Raw genomic sequence first — 20599 nt, 5'->3', positions numbered from 1 at the left:
ACACTACAAAAAGGTACATAAACTAAACGATAAGCAGGGGAATTTCATGAACATACAATTAAGACAGGCAACGAAAGAGCAGATTGACACGATTATGGACGTATATATCAGATGTAAACATGATCTTGATGAAAAGGACTTGCTGCAATGGAATGACCAGTACCCAAGCAGGGATTATTTTGAGGAAGAAATGGATAAAGGGACCAGGAATATCTATGCTATGAAAAAGCGGTAACCCTCTAAAATTCAACGGTTGTTCAAATGTCCCAAGGAAAAACTTTGGGGGGAAATGTACTTCGATGGCGCATGGAACACTTCCTCCTTTTTTTGATGTTCTCCCCTGGGTCGTGCAAATTTGGGGATCAGCCACCAGAGATGAGGGTAGTTAAACCGCATCTTGCCCTTCAGGTACCTCTTCGTCACCCTGAATTTGACTGGTTCGGGGACCTTGGACTGAAGTGGCATGGCGTACCCATCATAACGGTGGCCGCTTGGACACTTCATAATATTGAAACCAGAACCTGAACTCGTCGAATAGTACAGGACCATCGAATGTGAAGTTCTCAAAGAAATCCTCGATCAGTCCGGCGTCGGCATCATCCATGATCCCCGTGACATAAAGGGGAGTCTTAAATCGTTTGTACAAATCATCATATCCGTAAAATTGAAACAAATCTTCCAACTGCTCCTCATTCATGCTATCACCTTCCTTACTAGTAGGGTTTCTTTTTCTTCTAAAAATATCCATAAAAAAACAGCATCGGAAGAAGCCGAGCTGCTTTAAGGTGTTAAGATGAAAGTGATTATTATGGACAAGAACAGGAGAAAATGGGCAATCGTACAAGCACAAGTAGTACAACCCCCATAGTATACATTATGTGAAGCCACTCCTTTCATCTTCACACTGGGGGACGGACCTATTATAGGTCCGTCCCTCTCATGTTAAAGATTATTGTTTGTGTGAAGCATATTTTTTCATTCCAAGGGTTGTACCACCCGCGATGATCAATAGGGCTGCAAGAAGGTATTCGAATGGGAATCCATTGTCTTCAGCCGTTCCCCCCATACCGGTATTAGGCATTTCAGAAGGCATGTTCGCTTTGAATTTGTCAGGGAATTGATCAGCGAAAGCTCCTGATAAACCTTTTGCAGGGTTCAGCATATGCTCATATGCCATACGGATTCCATCCCACGCTTTTTCATAGTCGCCGGCCGCATAGCTGTCAAAAGCACCAATCAGTTGTTCAACGTGCATCTGAAGGCCATCTGCAAGAGCGTCTGATTCTAATCGGCCGTCTGTGGCTGTTTCCAGGAATTTAGAGAATTCAGCACGGTAGCCATCAAGATTCTTGATTGCTTCTTCTTTTGCGGCTTCATCTTCAGCACCGGTCGCCTTTACATAGTCCACGAAGAATCCGATGTGTTTTGACCACATGTCCTTAAATTGGTTTCCGGCATCTTCGCCGTATACAGAAGCAATCGCTGCTGAAAGATCTTCCGTATTGGCATTCAGGGCATTGACGGAAGCATCGAAGTCTTTAGAACCGTCTATTCCGTTTTGCATTGCCATCGTCGCAAGGGCAGCATGCTCTGTTAAAAGATGGTTAAGCGTAGAGCGTAAATCCGTTGCCGGTGTTACCGCCATCGTATTTTCGAATTTGTCCGGGTATTGGTCTGTGATCGCACTTGATAGTCCTTTTGCTACCATTCCCATATGTCCGATCGCTTCACGCTCATACTCGTAAGCCTTTTCATAATCTCCTGCTACATAACTATCGAATGCACCAATGAGTTGATTGATATGCATTTGAAGTCCTTCTGCCAGACTATCCGATTTTAATCGTTCACCAGTGGCTGTCTCAAGGAAATTAGAGAATTCTTCTTTATATCCTGATAGATTCTTAAGGGCCTCATCTTTTGCAGCCTGATCATTAGCACCCGTCGCTTTGACATAATCAACGAAGTATCCGATATGATTGGTCCAGATCGTGTTGAACTGATTTCCAGCTTCTTCACCATAAACGGAGGCAATCGCGCCTTTTAAATCGGCTGCGTTATCATTTAATGCACCAGCTGCTGCGTCGAAATCTTCAGCGCCTTCTGCTCCGCGTCTCATGGCTTCAACGGCTAAGTATGCATGTTCTGTAAGTAAGCGATCCAGTGTGGTTCTTAATTCTCCAGCCGGCGTATCTACTTTAGCGTCATGTGAATGATCTTCACCGTTATGTGCTGATACAGCACCTGCAGTTGGAATCAGTAGTGTCATACTTAATGGGACGGCTAAATAACTTTTTTTCATTTTCATAATGGTATCTCTCCTTTTGGTTTTTTATATTTTCATAAAGCTAACGACAGAGGTTGAAACATGGATCACTTTTTTGAACACTTTTTTTAAATTCTTTTTTATGGGCAAAAAAAAGCCCGGCAGTAAAGGACTGCCGGACGGGAAAGAGGTATGAAAATGTTTTAAATGTCGGAAGCTAACACGATGTCCCCCTGTGGAAGCTGGCTATTGGCATCGGGCTCAAGGGTGATCGCCACCGTATCCCAATCTTTCTTCGTAAACTCTTCGTTGAATTTGAATACAACCGAACCTTTTCCGTCCTTGCTGGTGACGAATGTACCGGCGCGCTCAGGCTTATCATCTTTAATGAGCCATACCTGATACACCTCATCATTTGAAAGTTCCTGCAGTTCAGAAGCCTGGACGACCATGCTTGTTTGTGCACCCTGCTTGATGATGCTTGCGGTTCCCTTGGCGGTTCCGTTGACTGCAGCCAGATCGACATATTGTACGACCTGATCAATCGTTGCCTGTTCCACGACTTCATCCTGATCTTCAAGCTGTGAAAATAAATAGGCATTCCCGATCAAGGAAAGGAATAGAGCGGCAGCGACAGAAGGGAGGAACCATGTTTTCTTTTTGGACGGAGGCTCGACATTTGCGGTTCGTTTCTCTTCTCCGAGAATGCCGGCCATCACACGGTCTTCAAGGTCCTTGGGAGGTTCGACAACATCAGATGCGAACGGCATATAGTCCATTAACTGCTCCAGTTCATGAAGTTCCTCCTGACACTGGGGGCAGATCTTCAGATGTTTCTCAAATTGAGCTTTCTCGAGTTCAGATAAATGTCCGTTGTAGTAATCCAGTAAATGATCGCATGGTTGTGTGGTCATTCGAATGTACCTCCTTTCCCTTTTAGACACGTGTGTAAATGTTTAAGAGCTAAACGGATCCTTCCTTTAACCGTCCCGAGTGGAGTGTCTGTGGATTCAGCGATGGATGCTTGAGTCAATCCTTTAAAGTAGAAAAGTTGCACGATTTTTTGCTGATCCTCTTTCAAGGTTTGTATGCAATCCCTGATCGCATTCCCTTTTTCTTTCCACTCCAATTGATCGGCGGGCGTTTCATAGGTGACCTGAAGGGAGTCTTTTTCTATATATTCAACAGACTCATGCTTCTTTCGTTTGCGAATGGCATCGAGGCAGGTGTTCCGTGTCATCGTCAATAGCCATGACGAAAATTTCCCTTTGCTATGGTCATAGGGAGAATGCTTCTTCCAGAGCTTCATGAAAACCTCCTGGATCACTTCCTCCGCGATCTCACGGTCTCCTGTCATCTTATATGAGAAGGAATAGATCAATTTTTCATATTGCTGATAAAGCTGTCGTAATGCAGTCGAATCTTTTGCCAAAACTTGTTGATATAGTTCTAAATCCTGACGGTCATTGGGCATAGTACGCTCCTTATCTTTGACATATAAAATAAGGATACTAAACAACGGAGCGGAACTCAATTTTAATAAGCTAACGAGGGTAGTAAGGATTTGGATCACAAATGTTTGAAAAATTGTAAGTGGGGTATATAGATGAGTTTGAAGTTTTGGGTATAAGAAAATCCCCCAACGAATGGGGGATGGCTTCTTTCTTATTTTACTTTTTGCAGTTTGTGAATCACGGAGAGGGAACGTCCTGTTCCAATGGCAACTGATTCAAGGGGGTTAGGAGCTAAGTGAACCGGTACAACGATTTCCTGGCTCAACCAATCTTGAAGTCCGTTCAATAATGCTCCACCACCAGTCAGAATCACACCGCGGTCGACAATATCCCCACTCAGTTCAGGAGGGCAATTTTCCAATGTCGCACGGATCGTCTCCAAGATGTGAAGGAGGGATTCCTTCAATGCATCCTGAATTTCATTCGATGACAGTTCAATCGTTTTAGGAAGACCAGTGACAAGATCACGTCCACGAATATCCATCGTTCTTTCCTCATGGTCGATCAATGCCTGACCTACTTCGATTTTCACCAATTCAGCCGTTCTTTCACCGATCAGGAGATTATAACGTTTACGAACGTACTGGACGATATCTTCATCCATTTGGTCTCCACCGATACGGATTGTGTTACAAGAAACCACACCACCGTAAGAGATGATCGCAACTTCCGTCGTTCCACCACCGATATCAACGATGACGTTGGCAACAGGCTCTCCCACTGGTAAGTCTGCTCCGATCGCGGCAGCTACAGGTTCTTCGATAAGGGTCACGGATTTCGCTCCGCTTCCTCTCACAGCATCCTGAATCGCTCTTCTCTCGACACTTGTCGCACCGGAAGGCGTACATACGACAACAGTCGGTTTGCGGATAGAAAATCCAAGTTTTTTGCTTGCTTTTTTCATCACTTGCTTCAACATTTCAGTCGTCACATCAAAGTCGGCAATCACACCATCTTTAAGAGGGCGAACCGCTACAATCTTGCCCGGTGTTTTCCCGATCATGCTTTTGGCTTCAGTACCAACGGCCAAAACCGTTTTGTTTTCAGTGTTAATCGCCACTACAGATGGCTCATTAAGTATAATTCCTTTATTTTTACTATAAACAAGTATATTTGCTGTTCCTAAATCGATCCCAATTTCAGAGTTTGATAACATCAGTATTCCTCCAACTATAAGAATTCTACACACTATAACCTTCTATACAGTATAGGAGATTTTCGGGGGTTATGAAGGTGGAGATATTTACCACCGACAAATTGTTACAAACTATGACAGATATGAAAGCGCCCTTCAAAAAACAAAACGTTTCTACAAAGCCTTTTTACATACCCAGATACGTATATAGGGACGGACCTTCCCTTTTTGTTCGTTAAAAAAATTTAAACGTTCTGTAATAATCACAGGGGTGATTTTGACTAGTATTTAAGGGTGGGGGAAGGGGAGTATAGGGTAATGGTGTGAGGTTATTGTCGGAATGTGGAAGTTGAGTGGAATGTGAGAGATACCCGGGACTTCGGGAAGGGGATATCAGCGAATCTTCAATTTATCGGCGAAAGCTGTCTTTGCCACAATAAAAAAAGAGAATGCCCCATCACAAGGCATCCTCTCATTCTATGAAAGCGTAAAATGCTCCAATTCTTTCTTCATGTCCGCCGTCATCTTGTTCAATTCGCCAACTTGCTCATTCATACGTTCAAAGTATCGAAGCTGTTCTTCCGTGGATGAAGAAATTTCTTCTGTACCGGCTGCGGTTTCTTCCGTGATGGCTGAAATGTTTTCAATGGCGGCAATCACCTGATTGGTGCGCTCAGAAGAGGCAAGCATTCCGCTCTCGAGCTTGGCGAGATTATCGAATATTGTAGAAACGTTTTCAGAAATCTCTTCAAAAGCCTGCTCCGTCACACTCATGGAATCCACCTGCTGGGTGGAAAGGGTTTTCCCTTTATGGGAAGCATCCATGATGGACTGAATACCCTGTTTAATATTCCCCACCATGCTTCCGATCCGCTCTGTGGCAACGGATGAGTCTTCCGCAAGCTTCCGGACTTCCTGAGCCACAACGGCGAATCCTTTCCCGGCGTCTCCTGCCCGGGCGGCTTCGATCGCTGCATTCAAGGCAAGGAGATTCGTTTGATCTGCAATTTCCCTGACCGCCTCGGCGGCATTCTCGATTTCCCCCGTATATTGGGCAAAGGATTCAACCGAGTCCATGATAGAGGACGAAGATTCGGCAATCATCTCGGCAAATTCCTGCTGCTTATTTAAGGAAGTTCGTCCGTTTCCTATAGATGTCATTGCGACTTTGCTACTCTCGGCAGATTCTGCACTCTGTTCGACATTCTGGGCAAAGTCATCACCCATCACAGCCATAAGGGAAGCGGTGGATTGAATATCCTCAGAAATCGATTGGCTCCCTTTGGCGAGCTCCTCCGTGGAAAGTGCCACCTGGTTGCTGCTTTCTGTCAGATTCGACATTTGAGAACGGACATCTTGTGTGAATCTTTCTACATTGGATCCGATGTCATGGACGGATTGGACCGTTTTCCGAAGATTATTGACCATATGGTGAAACGCCGTTTGCAGCTTATCGACTTCGAATCTGCTGTTCTTCTCTTTAACTGGGTCGATTGAGATCGTTAAATCTCCATCGGCCATTTTTTCAGCGTTTTCTACCATCCGGTTCAATGGCTTAACGATTCTCCTTGTAAGCACGTTAGATGCCAAAAGAGAGAGGAGGATCGTCACGATGAAACCGATGACCGAAGCCCAGACGATGAACTGGATTTCACGCTTGTTCTCTTTTAATAGACCTTGGTACCACTCATTTGTTTGTTTATTCAGTAGATACATATCGTTCAGAACCCCGGAAATACGTATCGACTGCCGTTTGATCTCTGCTTTGTTCATTTCACCTAGAGCGGAATCCGAAGCCGACTTCAGTTCGGTGAATTTGGACTCGATGGAAGACAGGGTCTGTGTTTGATTATTAATGGAAATAAGTTTCTTCAACTCAGTGATTTGAGCCGTGGTTTGTTCCAATAAGCTTTCTACCATTTGTTTATTTTCTTCCGTCGAATTGACCGAGTAGTTCGAAAGGGCTTGTTTCGTAACGATGAGATCCCCTCGTAATGTTTCCGTTTCAAGCAGCACCTGCACATCTTCCTTTGCAGAATTCTGGAGTGAAATTAACTGAGAAACGATGTAGCCGATAATAATGGTCGAAAGGACAAGGGGAATCAGCCCCAAGATCAGTAAACGTTTTTTTAATGGCATGACTTTGCTCCTTAGGTGAATTTATGGCAGGGTAATCGTGATATCTCCCGAGATGATCTTGTTTTTAGCGTCTTCCAGTTTTTTTGTTTCTTCTGGAGAGAGACTGGTGACGCGGATCGGGGCAAGACCGACACCGTCTTCTTTAAGGCCAAGTTCATAAGCATGTTGAGAGATTTTACCGTCCTTGATAAGTTCTTTCGTTAGATTAAACACGGCGTTGTCGACTTTTTTGACCATGGAAGTGACAACGGATTTTTCAGCAATGAAATATTGATCTGAATCGACTCCGCCAGATAATTTTCCTGCTTTTTGAGCAGCCTGGATGGCCCCTACCCCTGTAAAACCGGCAGCCGGGTAAATAAAGTCCGCGCCCTGTTTCATTTGTTTCTCTGCAATCTGCCTGCCCAGTTCTGCGTCACCGAAGTTATCGGCATTGTCCTTTAATACTTTAATAGAGGGATTGATATATTTCGCACCCTGTATATATCCTTTTTCAAAGCGCGCGATGACCGGTACATCGGCTCCGCTGATGAATCCGATCGTCCCTGTCTTGGTTTTCATCGCGGCAACCATACCGAGAAGGAAGCTTCCTTCATGTTCTTTAAATGTAATCGACGTAATATTGTCCATTTCTGAATAACCGTCGATCAACAGGAATTTTTGATCAGGGTTTTCTGCTGCGACCTTTTCAAGTGCCTCCTGAATCGAAAAACCAAGTCCGATCACAAGTTCATGATCTTGTTCAACCAGTTCCTGAAGGGTACCTTCAAAATTTCCGTCAGGAGCTTCTCTATAATCGAATACAATACCTAATTCGTCACGGGCACGTTCGAGCCCCCTGAAGGCAGAATCATTAAATGAGCCATCCCCAAGACCTGTGTCTGAGAGAAGGATCCCGATACTTTGCTGTTTCTCTGTGCTGGTTTCTTCTGTCATAGGCGTAGAACACCCTGCCACGAAAAGCATGACAAGAAGAAACATACTGATAATATTTTTCAAACCGAAACCTCCAAATATGGTGATAATAAGACATGTTACATGTCCGTACCTCTGTATTATCGGAGGGACGGACCTATTTTTAAAGGAGATGTGGAAAAAAGTAGGGGAAGGAGCGTGGATGTGCCGTGTGTGGTTGCGAATGGGAGAGAATAGTAGGTTTTGGAGAGGTTTCCGTACAAGAATAGGTGGGGGGGCGGGAAGGAATATCGGCGAACGCTGTCTTTGCCACATAAAAAAAAGGAGATGCTCTATAACAAGCATCTCCCACCATCCTAATACGCTTTACGGAAAAATTCCGCCAGCTCTTGACTATGTTTTTTGCGTGCTTTACGGTGCTCGGCACGATTTTGGGCTGTTTCGTTCAGCCATTTCTCTTCTTCTGTTTCCGGCACGACTTCAGGAATGATCGCCGGCTTATTTCCTTCCAGGGCCACAAACGTCAAGAAGGAAATGGCAGCCACATTGGTTTCTCCTGTGAGAAGGACTTCAGAGGTCACTTTCACACAAATTTCCATGGAACTGCGCCCGGTGTAGGTGACGATCGCTTCCAATGTAACAGCGTCTCCGACTTTAATGGGCTGAAGAAAGTCGACGGAATCCGTAGAAGCCGTTACGACGGGCTTACGGGCGTGACGGGTGGCGGCAATGGAGGCCACATCGTCTATATAGGCCATCAGTTTTCCACCGAACAGCGTACCATGATGGTTCGTGTCAGGTGGAAGAACGTGGGTCGTTTTACTTGTTTTCGTTTCTTTCATAAACTTTTTTTCTCTCAATGGTTTCACCTTCCGTTGTCAATGTGAAAATGATTGCTACCTTTTACTATTCACTAAATGATGCCGGGAAAAACATAAATGTGACAAAAAATTATAGAAATATACTAATGATGATGGCTGTGATAAAGCTTGCCAGGGTTCCTGCAAGGATGGCTTTCAAGCTTAACTTGGACACCATCGGCCGTTGAGTCGGCTCTAAAGAACCAAGTCCGACGATCAACTGACCAATTGACGACAGGTTTGCGAAATTACAAAGAGCGACTGAAAGGATCGCAACGGTCTTAGGTGAAAGCTCGCTCATCATTCCTGAAAGTTCTTTGTATGCCACAAACTCGTTCACAGAAAGCTTCGTCCCGATAATGGACGCTGCCCGGAATGCTTCATCCATGGGAATCCCGACGAGGAGTGCCAGTGGATAGAATACGTACCCGAATACCGTAGAAAGGCTCAAATCGACAAGTCCCAACAATCCATTTACGGCAGCAAGGATCCCGATGAACGCAATCAGTAGTCCACCGATATTAATCGCTAATTGTGTACCACTCAGGGCACCTTCGGATATTGCTTCAAATACATTCGTATGATTGGTTTTCCCTAATGAAATGTCTCCATTTGTTTGAGATTCTTCCGTTTCCGGCTCGATGATCTTCGAGATGACAAGGGATACGATGGGAACACTGAATACAGAAAGTAGGAGGAATTTCATATCGATCCCCATCAGTGAGTATCCGATCAGGATGGCCCCGCTTGCTGAAGCCGTTCCCCCGACCATGACGGCAAAAAGCTCGGAGCGTGTCAATTTCACTAAGTAAGGCTTAATCAACAGGGGAGCTTCCGCCAATCCGAGAAACGAATTCCCGATAGCATTAAACGATTCCACCTTTGTCGTACCCAGGATTTTTCCGAGTCCAATTCCGATATATTTTACGAAAAACGGGATGATCCGTAAGTAATAAAGAGCTGAAATCAGGGCTGAAATAAAGATGATGGCGCCTAACACGTTGATGGCGAACACGAATGAAATGTTCGTCCCTTTTTCAAAAAATCCTCCGAATACAAACATGATTCCTTCATTGCTGTAATCTATGACCTTCTGGACACCAAGGGCGGCTTTCTTCAAAACGGTTTGTCCAAATGGAACCTTCAATACAAAAAGAACAAGCAAAAATTCCAGGCAGATTCCGATGATGATCGTCCGCCATTGGATGGCTGAGCGGTTGCTGCTCAACAGCCACGCAAGAAATAAAACGCCAAGTAAAGATAAGATTCCATACACTAAACTCACAATACCAATCCTCCAAATAGTTTCTTCATCGAATCCTCAAGTTGATGTCGTATGATGTCAGACTTCTTAAAAGAATAAATAAAAAAGTGCATGAAGACATTCTCTATTAATATAGGGAAAGCCTCCACACACTTATAGACAGTATATAGGAAAGACTTTCCTTATAGTCCGGCACTTTACGGCTGCCAGGTAGAGACTTATGGTCCATATCACCATAGATATATAAGGAATTCGTATGAAGTTATTTTTAAAATATGTTCTTTACTTTATCACAGGGTGAAAGCCCTCCACAACCGTTTTTTCAAAAAGAATTCGATGGGAAAACGTGGTGGTTCCTTATGACTATTTTTAACAAAATTCCAAAAATGATAGTTTACTAGTATAACATTTGGGGAACTTTCTCAAACACATGTAATAATTTTGAAGGGAAGAGGATCGATGTTTGAGAATGGTTTGCTTTTTACAATCTTATCCTGTGTATTTTTTATGGGATTGGTTGCATGGGTTTCATACATAAAAACGAAGGGGTCTTTGAATGATTCCACTGGTTATTTTCTGGCGGGGAGGGGGCTTACAGGAACGTTCATTGCCGGATCGCTGTTACTCACAAATTTATCGGCAGAACAGCTGGTTGGGCTGAATGGACAGGCGTTCCGTGCCAACCTGTCGAACATGGCGTGGGAGGTAACCGCCGCTTTCGCCATCATCATCATGGCACTGTACTTGCTTCCGAAATATTTGGGGAGGAGCTTCACTACACTGCCTGAATTTCTGAATCAGCGTTATGACAAGGGTGTCCGTCAATATACGACCATTCTCTTTATGCTTGGGTACGTGTTTGTCACGATTCCATCGATGCTCTATTCCGGGGCACTTGCTGTCTTGAAGTTATTCGATGTTCCCGAACTGCTCGGAATTTCATACACTCAATCTATTTGGCTGATTGTATGGACAATCGGGATCATCGGCAGTATCTATGCTATTTTCGGCGGACTGAAGGCTGTGGCCGTCTCTGATACGTTGAATGGAGTAGGGTTACTGATCATTGGGATTCTCGTCCCGATTTTAGGATTCTATGCTCTGGGGGAAGGAAACATCCTTTCAGGAGTGAAGGAAATTGCAACAAAGAACCCTGAGAAGTTGAATTCGATCGGGTCCGCATCGGATTCCGTCCCGTTTTCAACCATCTTTACCGGTCTGCTTTTTGCGAATTTATTCTATTGGGCTTCCAATCAGTATGTCATTCAGCGTACGCTTGGAGCGAAGAACTTAGCGGAAGGACAGAAAGGTGTCATCATTTCAGGTTTCTATAAACTACTCGTTCCCTTTATGATGATGCTTCCCGGAGTCATTGCCTTCCATCTGTATGGTGACTCTTTAAAAAGTGTTGACTTAGCTTATCCAGCATTGATAAACGCCGTACTGCCATCTTATTTAACAGGATTCTTCCTGGCTGTGTTGCTTGGAGCTGTGTTAAGCTCCTTTAATTCATTGCTGAACAGTGCAGCGACGCTTTTTGCTCTTGATATTTACAAGCCTCAATTCAATCCGGAAGTGAGCGATCAGAAATTGATCACGATCAGTAAATGGTTCGGAGCGCTGCTGGCCGTAGTATCCATGTGTGTGTCCCCGTTACTAATCAATGCGACGGACGGATTGTGGGACTTGATCAGACGATTCACGGGATTCTTTAATATCCCGATCATCGTGGTTTTGCTAGTCGGGGTATTAACAAAACGGATCCCGGCATTGGCTGCGAAAACGGTCATCATCCTTCATGTCATCACGTATTATATGCTCGTGTGGGGTACGGGACATCTATTCGGATTCACCATCGATATCAACTTCATTCACATCTATGGGATTCTCTTTGTAGCAGAAGTGGCCCTGATGCTTGTGATCGGCTGGTGGAAACCGATGAAGAAGCCGTACGAATACCGTTATAATCCGAAAGTGGACATGATGCCATGGAAATACAGCATTCCATTATCCATCGTCCTGATGGCTTCGGTCGTACAGACGTATTTCATCTTTTCACCGATTGGTCTTGCATATGAGTCAGCGGTCCTTTCACCATATTTCTGGCCTGCCACCGGAGGACTGTTCCTCCTAACAGCAGCACTCATAGTCTGGTCGATGAAAAGCTGGAACCAAAAATACAGAAAATATTTACTCAAAAACAAAACATACAAACTGAATCGGACAAAAAAATACACCATTCAACCAAAGCTGAACCCAATCTACTCAAAATAAAAAAAGGGACGGACCTTCATTCCTATGACCTGGTCATAGGAATCGAGGTCCGTCCCTCTCATTTTATCTTGTGCGTTCCAACAGGTTTGCCAGGACGTGTTTTTTGTAGGATTCTACTTTGCGTTCTTCGTAGCGGCGTACCCCCGCTTTTTTTAGTTCTTCTACGTACCAGCCTTTGCTTCCGATATGCATTGAAATAAACATCCTTTCTTTGCGTAGTATTGATTGGAATCTCCGACTAGCTCTGTACATGAGCTACGTTAAGATTGCTTACGGTTGTACATTGTAACATCTCTTTTTTGATGAAAAAAGGGGGTGGACGGAATTTTTCGGATTCTTCCTTTTCTGAAAATTTATCAGGAGAAAATATATTTTTTAATAAAAAAATGATCCAAATATAAACCAGCTTCGTTAGCTTTGTGAAAATTGGATGCAGGAGGGTTTTCTGTCGTGATGATCGCAAACTGTACCTGGTACAATGAATGCTTTTTGTACCAGGTACAACAGATACAGCACCACCCCCAAAAACAATTCAGCATCCGCTATTTGAATCGGAAGGAGGTGACAAGACGCAGTGCAAAAACGCCTAATTCAGGCTTTGCTTTTTCTTGGAGTCATCAGTATTCCAACCTTTGCTTCAGCAGAGGGAGGACTTCTCTCCAATGTGACGGATGAAGTCAACGCTGTCACTGACAAAGCGACAACGACCGTGAATGAAGCCGCGTCCGCTCCTGACGAGGAGAAGGACAAACCTTCTAAGGATGATCAGCAAACCAAAGGAAATATTCTTTCCAATACGGTTGATTCGGTTACAGACACGGTCGATGAGACGACAGAATCGGTTACAGGTACAGTGAACGCTACAACGAAGACCGTCGGAAACACAGTGAACAGCACCGTTGAACAAGCGACAAAACCAGTTACAGATATTGCGGGGGACTCAGCGGCTCCTGTAACGGAAACGGTGAACAATACCACCAAGATCGTTACAAAAACTGTTGAACAAACAACGAATTCTGTAACTGGAACGGTTGATTCAACGACGAAGACGGTCACCAATACGGTGGAAGAAACAACGAAACCTGTGACGGACTCATTGTCAGACGATAAACCTTTGTTGGAAGTGGATCTGTCAGATGATTCTGAAGTGAAAGTGAATACAGGGGTCGTCGATGTCGAAGTGTCCAAAGATCCACAGGTCAAAGTGGATACCGGAGTAGTCGACGCCGATGTTTCAAAGGAACCAGCTGTCAAAGTGGACGTTGAAACAGAAGTGGCCGACAAGTCTTTGGTCGAGACAGAGGATAAAGATCGCGACGTCGAAATGGAGAGAGAAGATGTTCGAAAGGAACCAAGCAAAGAAGAAGTTTCAGTCGAACTTGAACAAAGCTCCATTCAAATCAGCAAAGCCAAAAAACGAATTGAAACCATACTTATAAAGCCGGTTGAAGTGGAGAAGGCGGGTTACGTGAAGATGGCAGAATCTAAAAATCAGAACGAACAGCCTTTTCCACCCCGTAAAAAGATGGAACCGGTCCTGACGACGACTACGATGAATTCAACAAGTCAATCATCCAGTACTAGTGGAGCGAGCGCTCAGGTAACAGGATCATCTTCTTTATGGGTTGTGTCGGAGCAATATGCAACGGCCGTCAACTTTCAAAAAGCCAATATGTATGAGAAATCCAATCTCTACTATGATCAGTGGTTAAACGCACCACCGTCCCAGCCACCTCAAGATTCTCTTCTTTTCAAAAGTATATAAACTTAAAAACTTTTAAAAGGAGAGAAAAATAAAATGAGAAAAAGCGTATTTAGAACATTGGTTATGACAGGTGGATTAGCAGCAAGTCTTGCAATCGGAGGTCACACAAGCTTAGCAGCAGGGAATGATTCATTGCTGAATAGCAATGATGGATTATTGGAAAACGTCAACATCCTGGATTCAGAGGATGGACTATTAGATGGATTGAACATCGGTGGATCAGACGCCGAATCGAATACGGATGCAAGTGCTGATGCAGATGCAAACGTCGTCAATGAAACGGTTGTAGATGAAGAGAATGATTCTGTTACGACCAACAACGGTGCAGAGGCAACTTCAGATGTGAATGCAGCGGTTGAAGGAGAAGATGGATCAGCAGAAGTGAATGCAGACACAGACTCAGCTGTCATGAACGAAACGACAGTAAAAGAAGATTCAGCAGCTTCTAAGACAGAAGCGGGAGCATCCCAGGATGTAAACGCAGCGGTTGAAGGAGAAGACGAAACAGCAAAAGTGAATGCAGACACAGACGCAGCTGTCATGAACGAAACTTCAGTAGAAGAAGATTCAGCAACTTCCAAGACAGAAGCGGGAGCATCCCAGGATGTAGACGCAGCGGTTGAAGGAGAAGATGGATCAGCAGAAGTGAATGCAGACACAGACTCAGCTGTCATGAACGAAACGACAGTAAAAGAAGATTCAGCAGCTTCTAAGACAGAAGCGGGAGCATCCCAGGATGTAAACGCAGCGGTTGAAGGAGAAGACGGATCAGCAGAAGTGAATGCAGACACAGACGCAGCTGTCATGAATGAAACGACAATAGAAGAAGATTCAGCAACTTCCAAGACAGAAGCGGGAGCATCCCAGGATGTGAACGCAGCGGTTGAAGGAGAAGACGGATCGGCAGAAGTTGACGCTATGTCCGACGCTGGGATCATGAACGAAACAATGTACAATGAAGAAGATGATTCTTATGCTTCTACTACTTCCGGGAACCTTACTTCTGGTCTTAATGCTTCAGCATCTGATGAAGAGAATGAAGTAATGGCTGATGCGATGACCGATTCCGATGTATGGGTAATGACAGAAGGCAGTGAAGAAAACGATTCTTCTAAAACGTCAATCGGTACTGAATCTGCAAATGGTCTAGTACTTGGAACAATGGACAAAGAAGATGGTGATTCTTCTAAAGTAGAAGCTATGAACAATACTTCTGTCATGACGACTGTTGAAAACAGCGACGACTATTCCAAGTTCGAAGCAAATGCAGCGAATAACCTGATGCTTGGTGCTATGACAAACGATGAAGACAATGAATCCGCAGCGACTGTCATGAACGCAGTGAATGCAGGACTATGGGCTGAATCAATGGATTCTGAAGATGAAGAGTATACGAGTGCCGGATTGAATGCAGGCACGGATACAGCTCTTGGATTCTTAGTGTCTGATGAGGACAATGAATCTTCTCTTCTATCAAGCCTTGGTGTAAATGCAGATGCAAGTTACTCGCAATGGGAAAATGAAGAGTCTTCAGATTCAGAGTTCAACCTTGGTCTTTCAACAGAGCTTGGTCTAAATACAATGCTACAGTCTGATGATGAAGGATTTGATTTAGGACTGTAATAGAAAGAGAAAGGAATGATCCATCGCGGATCATTCCTTTTTTTAATGAGCAGCTTTCTTCAGTTCAAATTCTTCTTTCTCAAACCGCTCGAACATGATGAAGAAGAGTCCGGCACTCAAAAGAGCCAGGATTGAAAGGATGATAAAGGTCCAATCATATCCTACATAAAGCGACAGGGTGATAGATAAAGGCGCAATCGTCCTTGCAATCGTGAAACGCAGACTGGCAGCGGCAAAATACTGTCCCCTCATATGGTCCGGTGCCAGCTTCGATACGAAGCTTTGCTGGATACCGGCCGTCATCAACTCTGCGAAAGTGAACACAGCCATGCTAATCACGAACATCCATACTGAACTCGTCTGACCAAACATGAAGATCGAAACCGCATAGATAATAGAAGACAGAATGAACACATTTCGTTCACGGAATTTAGTGATCCATCTCGTAATGAATACTGTCAGAAGGGCCACCAGGAACCCATTTTCCGACAGGATCAATCCGAATACCTGCTCACTCACGAGGGTCAATGACCAGTCCCCGAAGCTGAACAGTGTGGCCTCATCCATAATATCTTTAATATATACAGGAATCAAGAGGTCCAATTGCATGAACGTCTGACCTACAAGAACTCCGGCTAAAATAAACAATAAGAACGTTTTGTCTTTGAATATGACACTATAATCCTTGAATTGATCTGACAATACACTATGCCATGCTTTCTTCTTTCCTTCGGTGACGAGAAGCTTATTCTTATCTGCAGGTGCCGTTTCCCTCGTCATTTTATATAGTAACAGAGCTAAAAGCATACATATTAGTGCTGCTGCAATCAATAATTGGAAGCGATAGTGGACGTAGAAAATACCCCCTAATATCGGCCCGACCACGACGGCAATATTGATGGATGTATAGAAGACGGCAAACACATGACTCCGATCTTTCTCATCCACCACATCGGCGACCATGGCCTGACTTGCCGGCCAATAAAACGAGCCGAATACCCCGACCAGACTGAAGCAGATAAATCCGATCATGGCAGAATCCAGCCAAGGTGAACTGGCCAGTCCAAAGATTAGAAAAGCAAAGCCTTGTCCGAACGCAGAAATGACCATCATCCGCTTGCGGCCGAAACGGTCCGCGCAGTATCCTCCCATAAGATTCGCAAGTACCGCAAATACCTGTGAAAGAACCAATAATAATCCAGCCGTCTGCTTTCCAAAAGACTCTGTAAAATAGATTGTCAAAAACGGAAAGAACATCCAGAAAGTAATGTTAATCGCTGCTTCCCCAAACAGCCGGACCTTCAGATTACGGTCCCAATCCCGAATTCTCACCTAAATCCCTCCCCTTATGTAACTCTAGATGAACTAGAATATCATAGCTCGACAGGACAAATTAAACAAGACTGATTTACTGGAATTTTACAAAATATTTACTCCTACTAGTGGGGTGTCTCGAAATCCCCTGTTCACCTTTTGGAATACATTAGAAGTACTGAGGAAGAAAGGGTGGATGGTGGTGAGCGATAGACTAATTCTCATTACTGGGGCGTGGACCCAGGTCGTCGGGACAGTGATTGCTGCCATCGGTGAGACTATGATCATCCAGGAAGAGCGATTGGAACTTGAACCTCTCGGATTTCGACTGGTCTCCATCGGAAATGGTTTTGAGGCTACTGGTAATTCTCTGCAGGGTGTCGGTGCCGAAAAATTGTCGGATGGCTCCATAGGTGAGACTTATCGGGTGGCCGGTGACTGGATCCAGGCTTCAGGGAACGTCACGAATGTTTTTGCTGCAGAGCTTCAATTTTACGGTAAAGAGGTGGAGGGATTGAATCTGGATATAGTCGGGGACACCGTCCAGTCTGTCGGTGCAGGACTCGAAGCCTACGGGGCAACGTTAAGTACACGTCCCTATTCCGATCTCCTCGCTGCCATTGCGCTGACGAAACAGTATGGGTAGGGGTAATCTTTGGACTGAAAGAGTGAGGTTGTCCTTAATAAATGGATATTTGCTAGTTTGGCAAGGGGATTGAATGTTTCAAACTCAGTCTGGAAGAAGGAATTGCGTCATTTTTAATGGTGATTGCGTCAAAATAAAATTTATTGCGTCATTTTTTAAATATTTGCGTCTTTTTCAAATAGAATTGCGTCTTTTTACAATTGTATCCATTCGAGTGAGCGCTCAGTCAAATGTCCGTGTACCAACCAACCAGCCCCCCATCCAAAACAAAAAACCCCAAAAAGACAGCCAAGCCGCCTCCCAGGGGTTCACACTACATACGAAAATTAAAACGCCCAACCGCCATCGCGGAATACTGCTTCAGTCGAGCCGTCTTCTTTCACTCCATCGATGTTCATTTTGTCAGAACCAATCATGAAGTCAACGTGAGTGATACTGTTGTTCAAGCCATTTTTCTCAAGCTCTTCTTCGCTCATTTTCTTTCCGCCTTCGATACAGAATGCATAAGCATTACCGATGGCAAGGTGATTTGATGCATTCTCATCGAATAATGTGTTGTAGAATAACACGTTCGATTGAGAGATCGGCGATTGATGTGGAACAAGGGCGATTTCCCCAAGATAATGAGACCCTTCATCGGTATCGACGAGGCGCTTCAGGATTTCTTCGCCTTCTTCAGCCTTTACGTCCACGATGCGGCCGTTTTCGAATGTGATCGTGAAGTTGTCGATCACGTTACCACCGTAGCTAAGTGGCTTCGTGCTTGATACCGTACCGTTTACACCGGTTTTAAGTGGAACTGTGAATACCTCTTCCGTCGGCATGTTCGCCATGAAAGTCGTTCCTTCTTCGTTCACACTTCCTGCTCCTACCCACAGATGACCTTTCGGAAGCTCGATAGTAAGGTCCGTCCCTGGTGCTGTGTAATGAAGCTTCTTATAGTTCTTTTCGTTCAGGTATTCCACTTTTTCGTGAAGGTTTGCGTCGTGATCTTTCCATGCCTGAACAGGATCAGCCTGGTCGGCACGAACCGCTTTGAAGATCGCATCCCATAACAGGTCCACTCGTTCTTCTTCAGAAGCATCCGGGAATACTTTTGCAGCCCAGTCTTTCGAAGGGGCGGCCAGCACACACCAACTGACTTTGTCAGATTGGATGAATTGACGGTATTTGGACATCGCTTTACCGGCAACCTTCTGGAAGTTCGAGATGCGATCCGGATTGACGCCTTTTAACAGGTCAGGGCTTGAAGAGACGATGCTCATGAAGGCAGCTCCGCCTTCAGCAAGCGTTTCGACTTCACGTGCTTTCCACTCGGGGAACTCCTGGAATGCTTCATCCGGAGCAAGGTCATATTTCGTACGGTTGACAGTGTCATCGCTCCAGTTTACATATACATGCTTAGCTCCTACTTCATAGGCTTTCTTTACTACTAAGCGGACGAATTCTGCAGAGTCGATGGACGTGTTGATGACGAGGGTCTGACCCTTTTGAACATTCACTCCGACTTCGACTGCAAGACTTGCGTATTTCTCTAAATTTTGTTGGAAATTAGTCATATGTATTCTCCTTTTTTCAGAATGTTCCATTACATTCTTATTGTATCAGGGCGCCCACCGTTTGCAAGTGTTTACACCTATCTTTGTATCGTATGTTAAAGAAGTGGAAAGTATTTATTCAGGCTGAATTTGAACGTTGTATGGCATCGACTCAAGATTCATAGCCTCCATTCGGACAACTATATTATAATGATGGGAGCGCGTTTATAAAAAGGGGGAAAACGACATGCCTTGGAATGTCCTATTATTACGAATGTCTGCCATTTATGGGTTTATCGGAGCGTTTCTCGGGTCTCATATGGCCGGGGCCGGATCGTATGCTTTCAAGCCGATCCACGCCCATATCCTGGTGGTCGGGTGGTTGAGCTTATTTGCCTACTCTTCCTATTATCGATCCTATCAGGTACCGAAATCTTCTAAACTGGCATTTGCCCACGTGTGGACGGCGATCATCGGTTCGATCGGATTGACAGTCGGGATGTGGATGTACAATTTAAATCCATTCAATCTGCCTGCTGGCTTTACGACCGTCTTTTATATTGTTGGGGGAAGCACGCTGTTACTCAGCTTTTTCCTGTTTCTATTGATGACATTCAAGTATAGCGAGAGTAAGAAGTAAGGCCCGTTCTGGTTGGAGGGCAGGCTTTTGGGTGTATGGCGGTCAATCGTTCAGCTGCTGATTATTGAGAAATATTCAGCAGCTGAATAAAAAAACTCCCCACCGCAAATGGGTGAGAAGTATCTTCAAGTTCACGATTCAACCTGTTTCTGCTCTTGAAAGAGGAACCGGTAGTCCATGGGATTCTGGATAAGGTCGGACAGGGTGTATTCATCTAGGACAGAGAGATAGGCGTTCAATGCTTTGCCAAGGACATGCTTCAAACCGCATACCGGCGTGATGATGCAAGAGTTGTTTGCGGCATCGAAGCATTCGACAAGGTGGAAATCCTCTTCCGTCGCACGGACGAGTTTGCCTATATTGATGTCGTCTGTTGCCTGTGCAAGCCTGATTCCACCGTTTCTGCCGCGGATTGTTTCGATCATCCCCATTTTTCCGAGTTCATATGTCACTTTCATCAGATGATTCTTTGAGATGCTATAGGCATTAGCGATTTCTTTTATATTAGAGAGTTCGTCCTTCGGTTTTGAAGCCAGAAAAATCAGGACCCTCAGTGAGTAGTCAGTGTATAAAGTTAGTCTCATGTATCTCACCTTTCCGTTCCATTATCCCCATTATACAAAAGGAAGCAAGTTTGTGTCTAAATGTGAATGTTTTGTTAAAGATGTATTTAATATATTGCTTTAATCCGTGAGCAGGAGTAGGCTAA

Annotated in this window: 20 protein-coding genes and 1 riboswitch; of the genes, 7 read left to right on the top strand and 13 right to left on the bottom strand. The window is 44.5% G+C overall.

Annotation, left to right across the window (positions count from 1 at the left end; translation table 11 throughout):
- The first annotated feature begins 46 nt into the window (after window positions 1-46).
- Window positions 47-235: a hypothetical protein gene (locus ACSQ2E_RS20135; protein ID WP_435993544.1), complete on the top strand. Its 189-nt coding sequence runs from the start codon at window positions 47-49 to the stop codon at window positions 233-235.
- 26 nt (window positions 236-261) lie between these two features.
- Window positions 262-525: a nitric oxide synthase oxygenase gene (locus ACSQ2E_RS20130; RefSeq protein WP_435993542.1), complete on the top strand. Its 264-nt coding sequence runs from the start codon at window positions 262-264 to the stop codon at window positions 523-525.
- On the opposite strand, the gene ACSQ2E_RS20125 is transcribed toward ACSQ2E_RS20130, so the two are convergent.
- The 9 genes from ACSQ2E_RS20125 to ACSQ2E_RS20085 form a co-directional block, all read right to left on the bottom strand.
- Window positions 476-697, bottom strand: coding sequence for a hypothetical protein (locus tag ACSQ2E_RS20125; protein ID WP_435993540.1), 222 nt, complete (start codon window positions 695-697; stop codon window positions 476-478). The genes ACSQ2E_RS20130 and ACSQ2E_RS20125 overlap by 50 nt on opposite strands.
- Before the next feature lie 252 nt (window positions 698-949).
- A complete protein-coding gene (locus ACSQ2E_RS20120) occupies window positions 950-2305 on the bottom strand; it encodes a copper amine oxidase (RefSeq protein ID WP_435993538.1) in 1356 nt (451 codons plus the stop codon).
- 161 nt (window positions 2306-2466) lie between these two features.
- Window positions 2467-3177: an anti-sigma factor gene (locus ACSQ2E_RS20115; protein ID WP_435993536.1), complete on the bottom strand. Its 711-nt coding sequence runs from the start codon at window positions 3175-3177 to the stop codon at window positions 2467-2469.
- Window positions 3174-3737: an RNA polymerase sigma factor gene (locus tag ACSQ2E_RS20110; protein WP_435993534.1), complete on the bottom strand. Its 564-nt coding sequence runs from the start codon at window positions 3735-3737 to the stop codon at window positions 3174-3176. Before ACSQ2E_RS20110 ends, ACSQ2E_RS20115 begins: the two co-directional genes overlap by 4 nt.
- A 191-nt stretch (window positions 3738-3928) precedes the next feature.
- Entirely contained in the window at window positions 3929-4933 is a 1005-nt protein-coding gene (gene mreBH, locus ACSQ2E_RS20105; protein WP_435993532.1) for a rod-share determining protein MreBH, read from the bottom strand.
- A gap of 456 nt (window positions 4934-5389) precedes the next feature.
- Window positions 5390-7051: a methyl-accepting chemotaxis protein gene (locus ACSQ2E_RS20100; RefSeq protein WP_435993530.1), complete on the bottom strand. Its 1662-nt coding sequence runs from the start codon at window positions 7049-7051 to the stop codon at window positions 5390-5392.
- Between the two features lie 21 nt (window positions 7052-7072).
- Window positions 7073-8050 (bottom strand): BMP family ABC transporter substrate-binding protein, encoded by a 978-nt coding sequence (locus ACSQ2E_RS20095; protein WP_435993528.1) that lies wholly within the window; start codon window positions 8048-8050, stop codon window positions 7073-7075.
- 272 nt (window positions 8051-8322) lie between these two features.
- Window positions 8323-8826, bottom strand: coding sequence for an acyl-CoA thioesterase (locus ACSQ2E_RS20090; protein WP_435993526.1), 504 nt, complete (start codon window positions 8824-8826; stop codon window positions 8323-8325).
- Between the two features lie 91 nt (window positions 8827-8917).
- On the bottom strand, window positions 8918-10111 hold the full coding sequence (locus ACSQ2E_RS20085; RefSeq protein WP_435993524.1) for a NupC/NupG family nucleoside CNT transporter: 1194 nt from the start codon (window positions 10109-10111) through the stop codon (window positions 8918-8920).
- A 144-nt stretch (window positions 10112-10255) separates the two neighbouring features.
- Window positions 10256-10357, bottom strand: a riboswitch (purine riboswitch).
- Window positions 10358-10549: 192 nt separating this feature from the next.
- On the opposite strand from ACSQ2E_RS20085, the gene ACSQ2E_RS20080 reads away from it, so the two are divergent.
- A complete protein-coding gene (locus ACSQ2E_RS20080; RefSeq protein WP_435993521.1) occupies window positions 10550-12364 on the top strand; it encodes a solute:sodium symporter family transporter in 1815 nt (604 codons plus the stop codon).
- 63 nt (window positions 12365-12427) lie between these two features.
- Here the strand turns inward: ACSQ2E_RS20080 and ACSQ2E_RS20075 are convergent, their stop codons facing one another.
- Window positions 12428-12556: a YflJ family protein gene (locus ACSQ2E_RS20075; protein ID WP_098438104.1), complete on the bottom strand. Its 129-nt coding sequence runs from the start codon at window positions 12554-12556 to the stop codon at window positions 12428-12430.
- Between the two features lie 382 nt (window positions 12557-12938).
- Between ACSQ2E_RS20075 and ACSQ2E_RS20070 the strand changes: the two genes are divergently transcribed.
- Both ACSQ2E_RS20070 and ACSQ2E_RS20065 read left to right on the top strand, forming a co-directional pair.
- Window positions 12939-14129 carry a hypothetical protein gene (locus ACSQ2E_RS20070; protein ID WP_435993519.1) on the top strand — a complete coding sequence of 397 codons (1191 nt, stop codon included), beginning with the start codon at window positions 12939-12941 and terminating at the stop codon, window positions 14127-14129.
- Window positions 14130-14162: 33 nt separating this feature from the next.
- On the top strand, window positions 14163-15752 hold the full coding sequence (locus ACSQ2E_RS20065) for a hypothetical protein (RefSeq protein ID WP_435993517.1): 1590 nt from the start codon (window positions 14163-14165) through the stop codon (window positions 15750-15752).
- Between the two features lie 42 nt (window positions 15753-15794).
- Here ACSQ2E_RS20065 and ACSQ2E_RS20060 read toward each other — a convergent pair whose 3' ends face one another.
- Entirely contained in the window at window positions 15795-17084 is a 1290-nt protein-coding gene (locus ACSQ2E_RS20060; protein ID WP_435993515.1) for an MDR family MFS transporter, read from the bottom strand.
- Between the two features lie 184 nt (window positions 17085-17268).
- Here ACSQ2E_RS20060 and ACSQ2E_RS20055 point away from each other — a divergent pair, with 184 nt between their 5' ends.
- Window positions 17269-17712 carry a DUF6944 family repetitive protein gene (locus tag ACSQ2E_RS20055; protein WP_435993513.1) on the top strand — a complete coding sequence of 148 codons (444 nt, stop codon included), beginning with the start codon at window positions 17269-17271 and terminating at the stop codon, window positions 17710-17712.
- Between the two features lie 326 nt (window positions 17713-18038).
- Here ACSQ2E_RS20055 and ACSQ2E_RS20050 read toward each other — a convergent pair whose 3' ends face one another.
- The gene (locus ACSQ2E_RS20050) at window positions 18039-19271 is read right to left on the bottom strand and encodes an aminopeptidase (protein ID WP_435993511.1); all 1233 of its coding nucleotides are present in this window, start codon (window positions 19269-19271) and stop codon (window positions 18039-18041) included.
- Window positions 19272-19497: 226 nt separating this feature from the next.
- On the opposite strand from ACSQ2E_RS20050, the gene ACSQ2E_RS20045 reads away from it, so the two are divergent.
- Window positions 19498-19890 (top strand): hypothetical protein, encoded by a 393-nt coding sequence (locus tag ACSQ2E_RS20045; RefSeq protein ID WP_034761232.1) that lies wholly within the window; start codon window positions 19498-19500, stop codon window positions 19888-19890.
- A 131-nt stretch (window positions 19891-20021) separates the two neighbouring features.
- Here ACSQ2E_RS20045 and ACSQ2E_RS20040 read toward each other — a convergent pair whose 3' ends face one another.
- Window positions 20022-20474, bottom strand: coding sequence for an Rrf2 family transcriptional regulator (locus tag ACSQ2E_RS20040; protein WP_435993509.1), 453 nt, complete (start codon window positions 20472-20474; stop codon window positions 20022-20024).
- Window positions 20475-20599 lie beyond the last annotated feature (125 nt).

Origin of the sequence: Rossellomorea sp. LjRoot5 (assembly GCF_964253455.1) — a bacterium.
Taxonomy (GTDB): domain Bacteria; phylum Bacillota; class Bacilli; order Bacillales; family Bacillaceae_B; genus Rossellomorea.
Note: the sequence above shows the minus strand (reverse complement) of the source record. Positions and strands in the feature narration are given on the sequence as shown.

Excerpts from the sequence above, each read along its gene's own strand:
- ACSQ2E_RS20135 (WP_435993544.1), top strand. The coding sequence starts at position 47 with ATGAACATACAATTAAGACAGGCAACGAAAGAGCAGATTGACACGATT.
- ACSQ2E_RS20130 (WP_435993542.1), top strand. The coding sequence starts at position 262 with ATGTCCCAAGGAAAAACTTTGGGGGGAAATGTACTTCGATGGCGCATG.
- ACSQ2E_RS20125 (WP_435993540.1), bottom strand. The coding sequence starts at position 697 with ATGAATGAGGAGCAGTTGGAAGATTTGTTTCAATTTTACGGATATGAT.
- ACSQ2E_RS20120 (WP_435993538.1), bottom strand. The coding sequence starts at position 2,305 with ATGAAAATGAAAAAAAGTTATTTAGCCGTCCCATTAAGTATGACACTA.
- ACSQ2E_RS20115 (WP_435993536.1), bottom strand. The coding sequence starts at position 3,177 with ATGACCACACAACCATGCGATCATTTACTGGATTACTACAACGGACAT.
- ACSQ2E_RS20110 (WP_435993534.1), bottom strand. The coding sequence starts at position 3,737 with ATGCCCAATGACCGTCAGGATTTAGAACTATATCAACAAGTTTTGGCA.
- mreBH (WP_435993532.1), bottom strand. The coding sequence starts at position 4,933 with ATGTTATCAAACTCTGAAATTGGGATCGATTTAGGAACAGCAAATATA.
- ACSQ2E_RS20100 (WP_435993530.1), bottom strand. The coding sequence starts at position 7,051 with ATGCCATTAAAAAAACGTTTACTGATCTTGGGGCTGATTCCCCTTGTC.
- ACSQ2E_RS20080 (WP_435993521.1), top strand. The coding sequence starts at position 10,550 with ATGTTTGAGAATGGTTTGCTTTTTACAATCTTATCCTGTGTATTTTTT.
- ACSQ2E_RS20075 (WP_098438104.1), bottom strand. The coding sequence starts at position 12,556 with ATGCATATCGGAAGCAAAGGCTGGTACGTAGAAGAACTAAAAAAAGCG.
- ACSQ2E_RS20065 (WP_435993517.1), top strand. The coding sequence starts at position 14,163 with ATGAGAAAAAGCGTATTTAGAACATTGGTTATGACAGGTGGATTAGCA.
- ACSQ2E_RS20050 (WP_435993511.1), bottom strand. The coding sequence starts at position 19,271 with ATGACTAATTTCCAACAAAATTTAGAGAAATACGCAAGTCTTGCAGTC.
- ACSQ2E_RS20045 (WP_034761232.1), top strand. The coding sequence starts at position 19,498 with ATGCCTTGGAATGTCCTATTATTACGAATGTCTGCCATTTATGGGTTT.
- ACSQ2E_RS20040 (WP_435993509.1), bottom strand. The coding sequence starts at position 20,474 with ATGAGACTAACTTTATACACTGACTACTCACTGAGGGTCCTGATTTTT.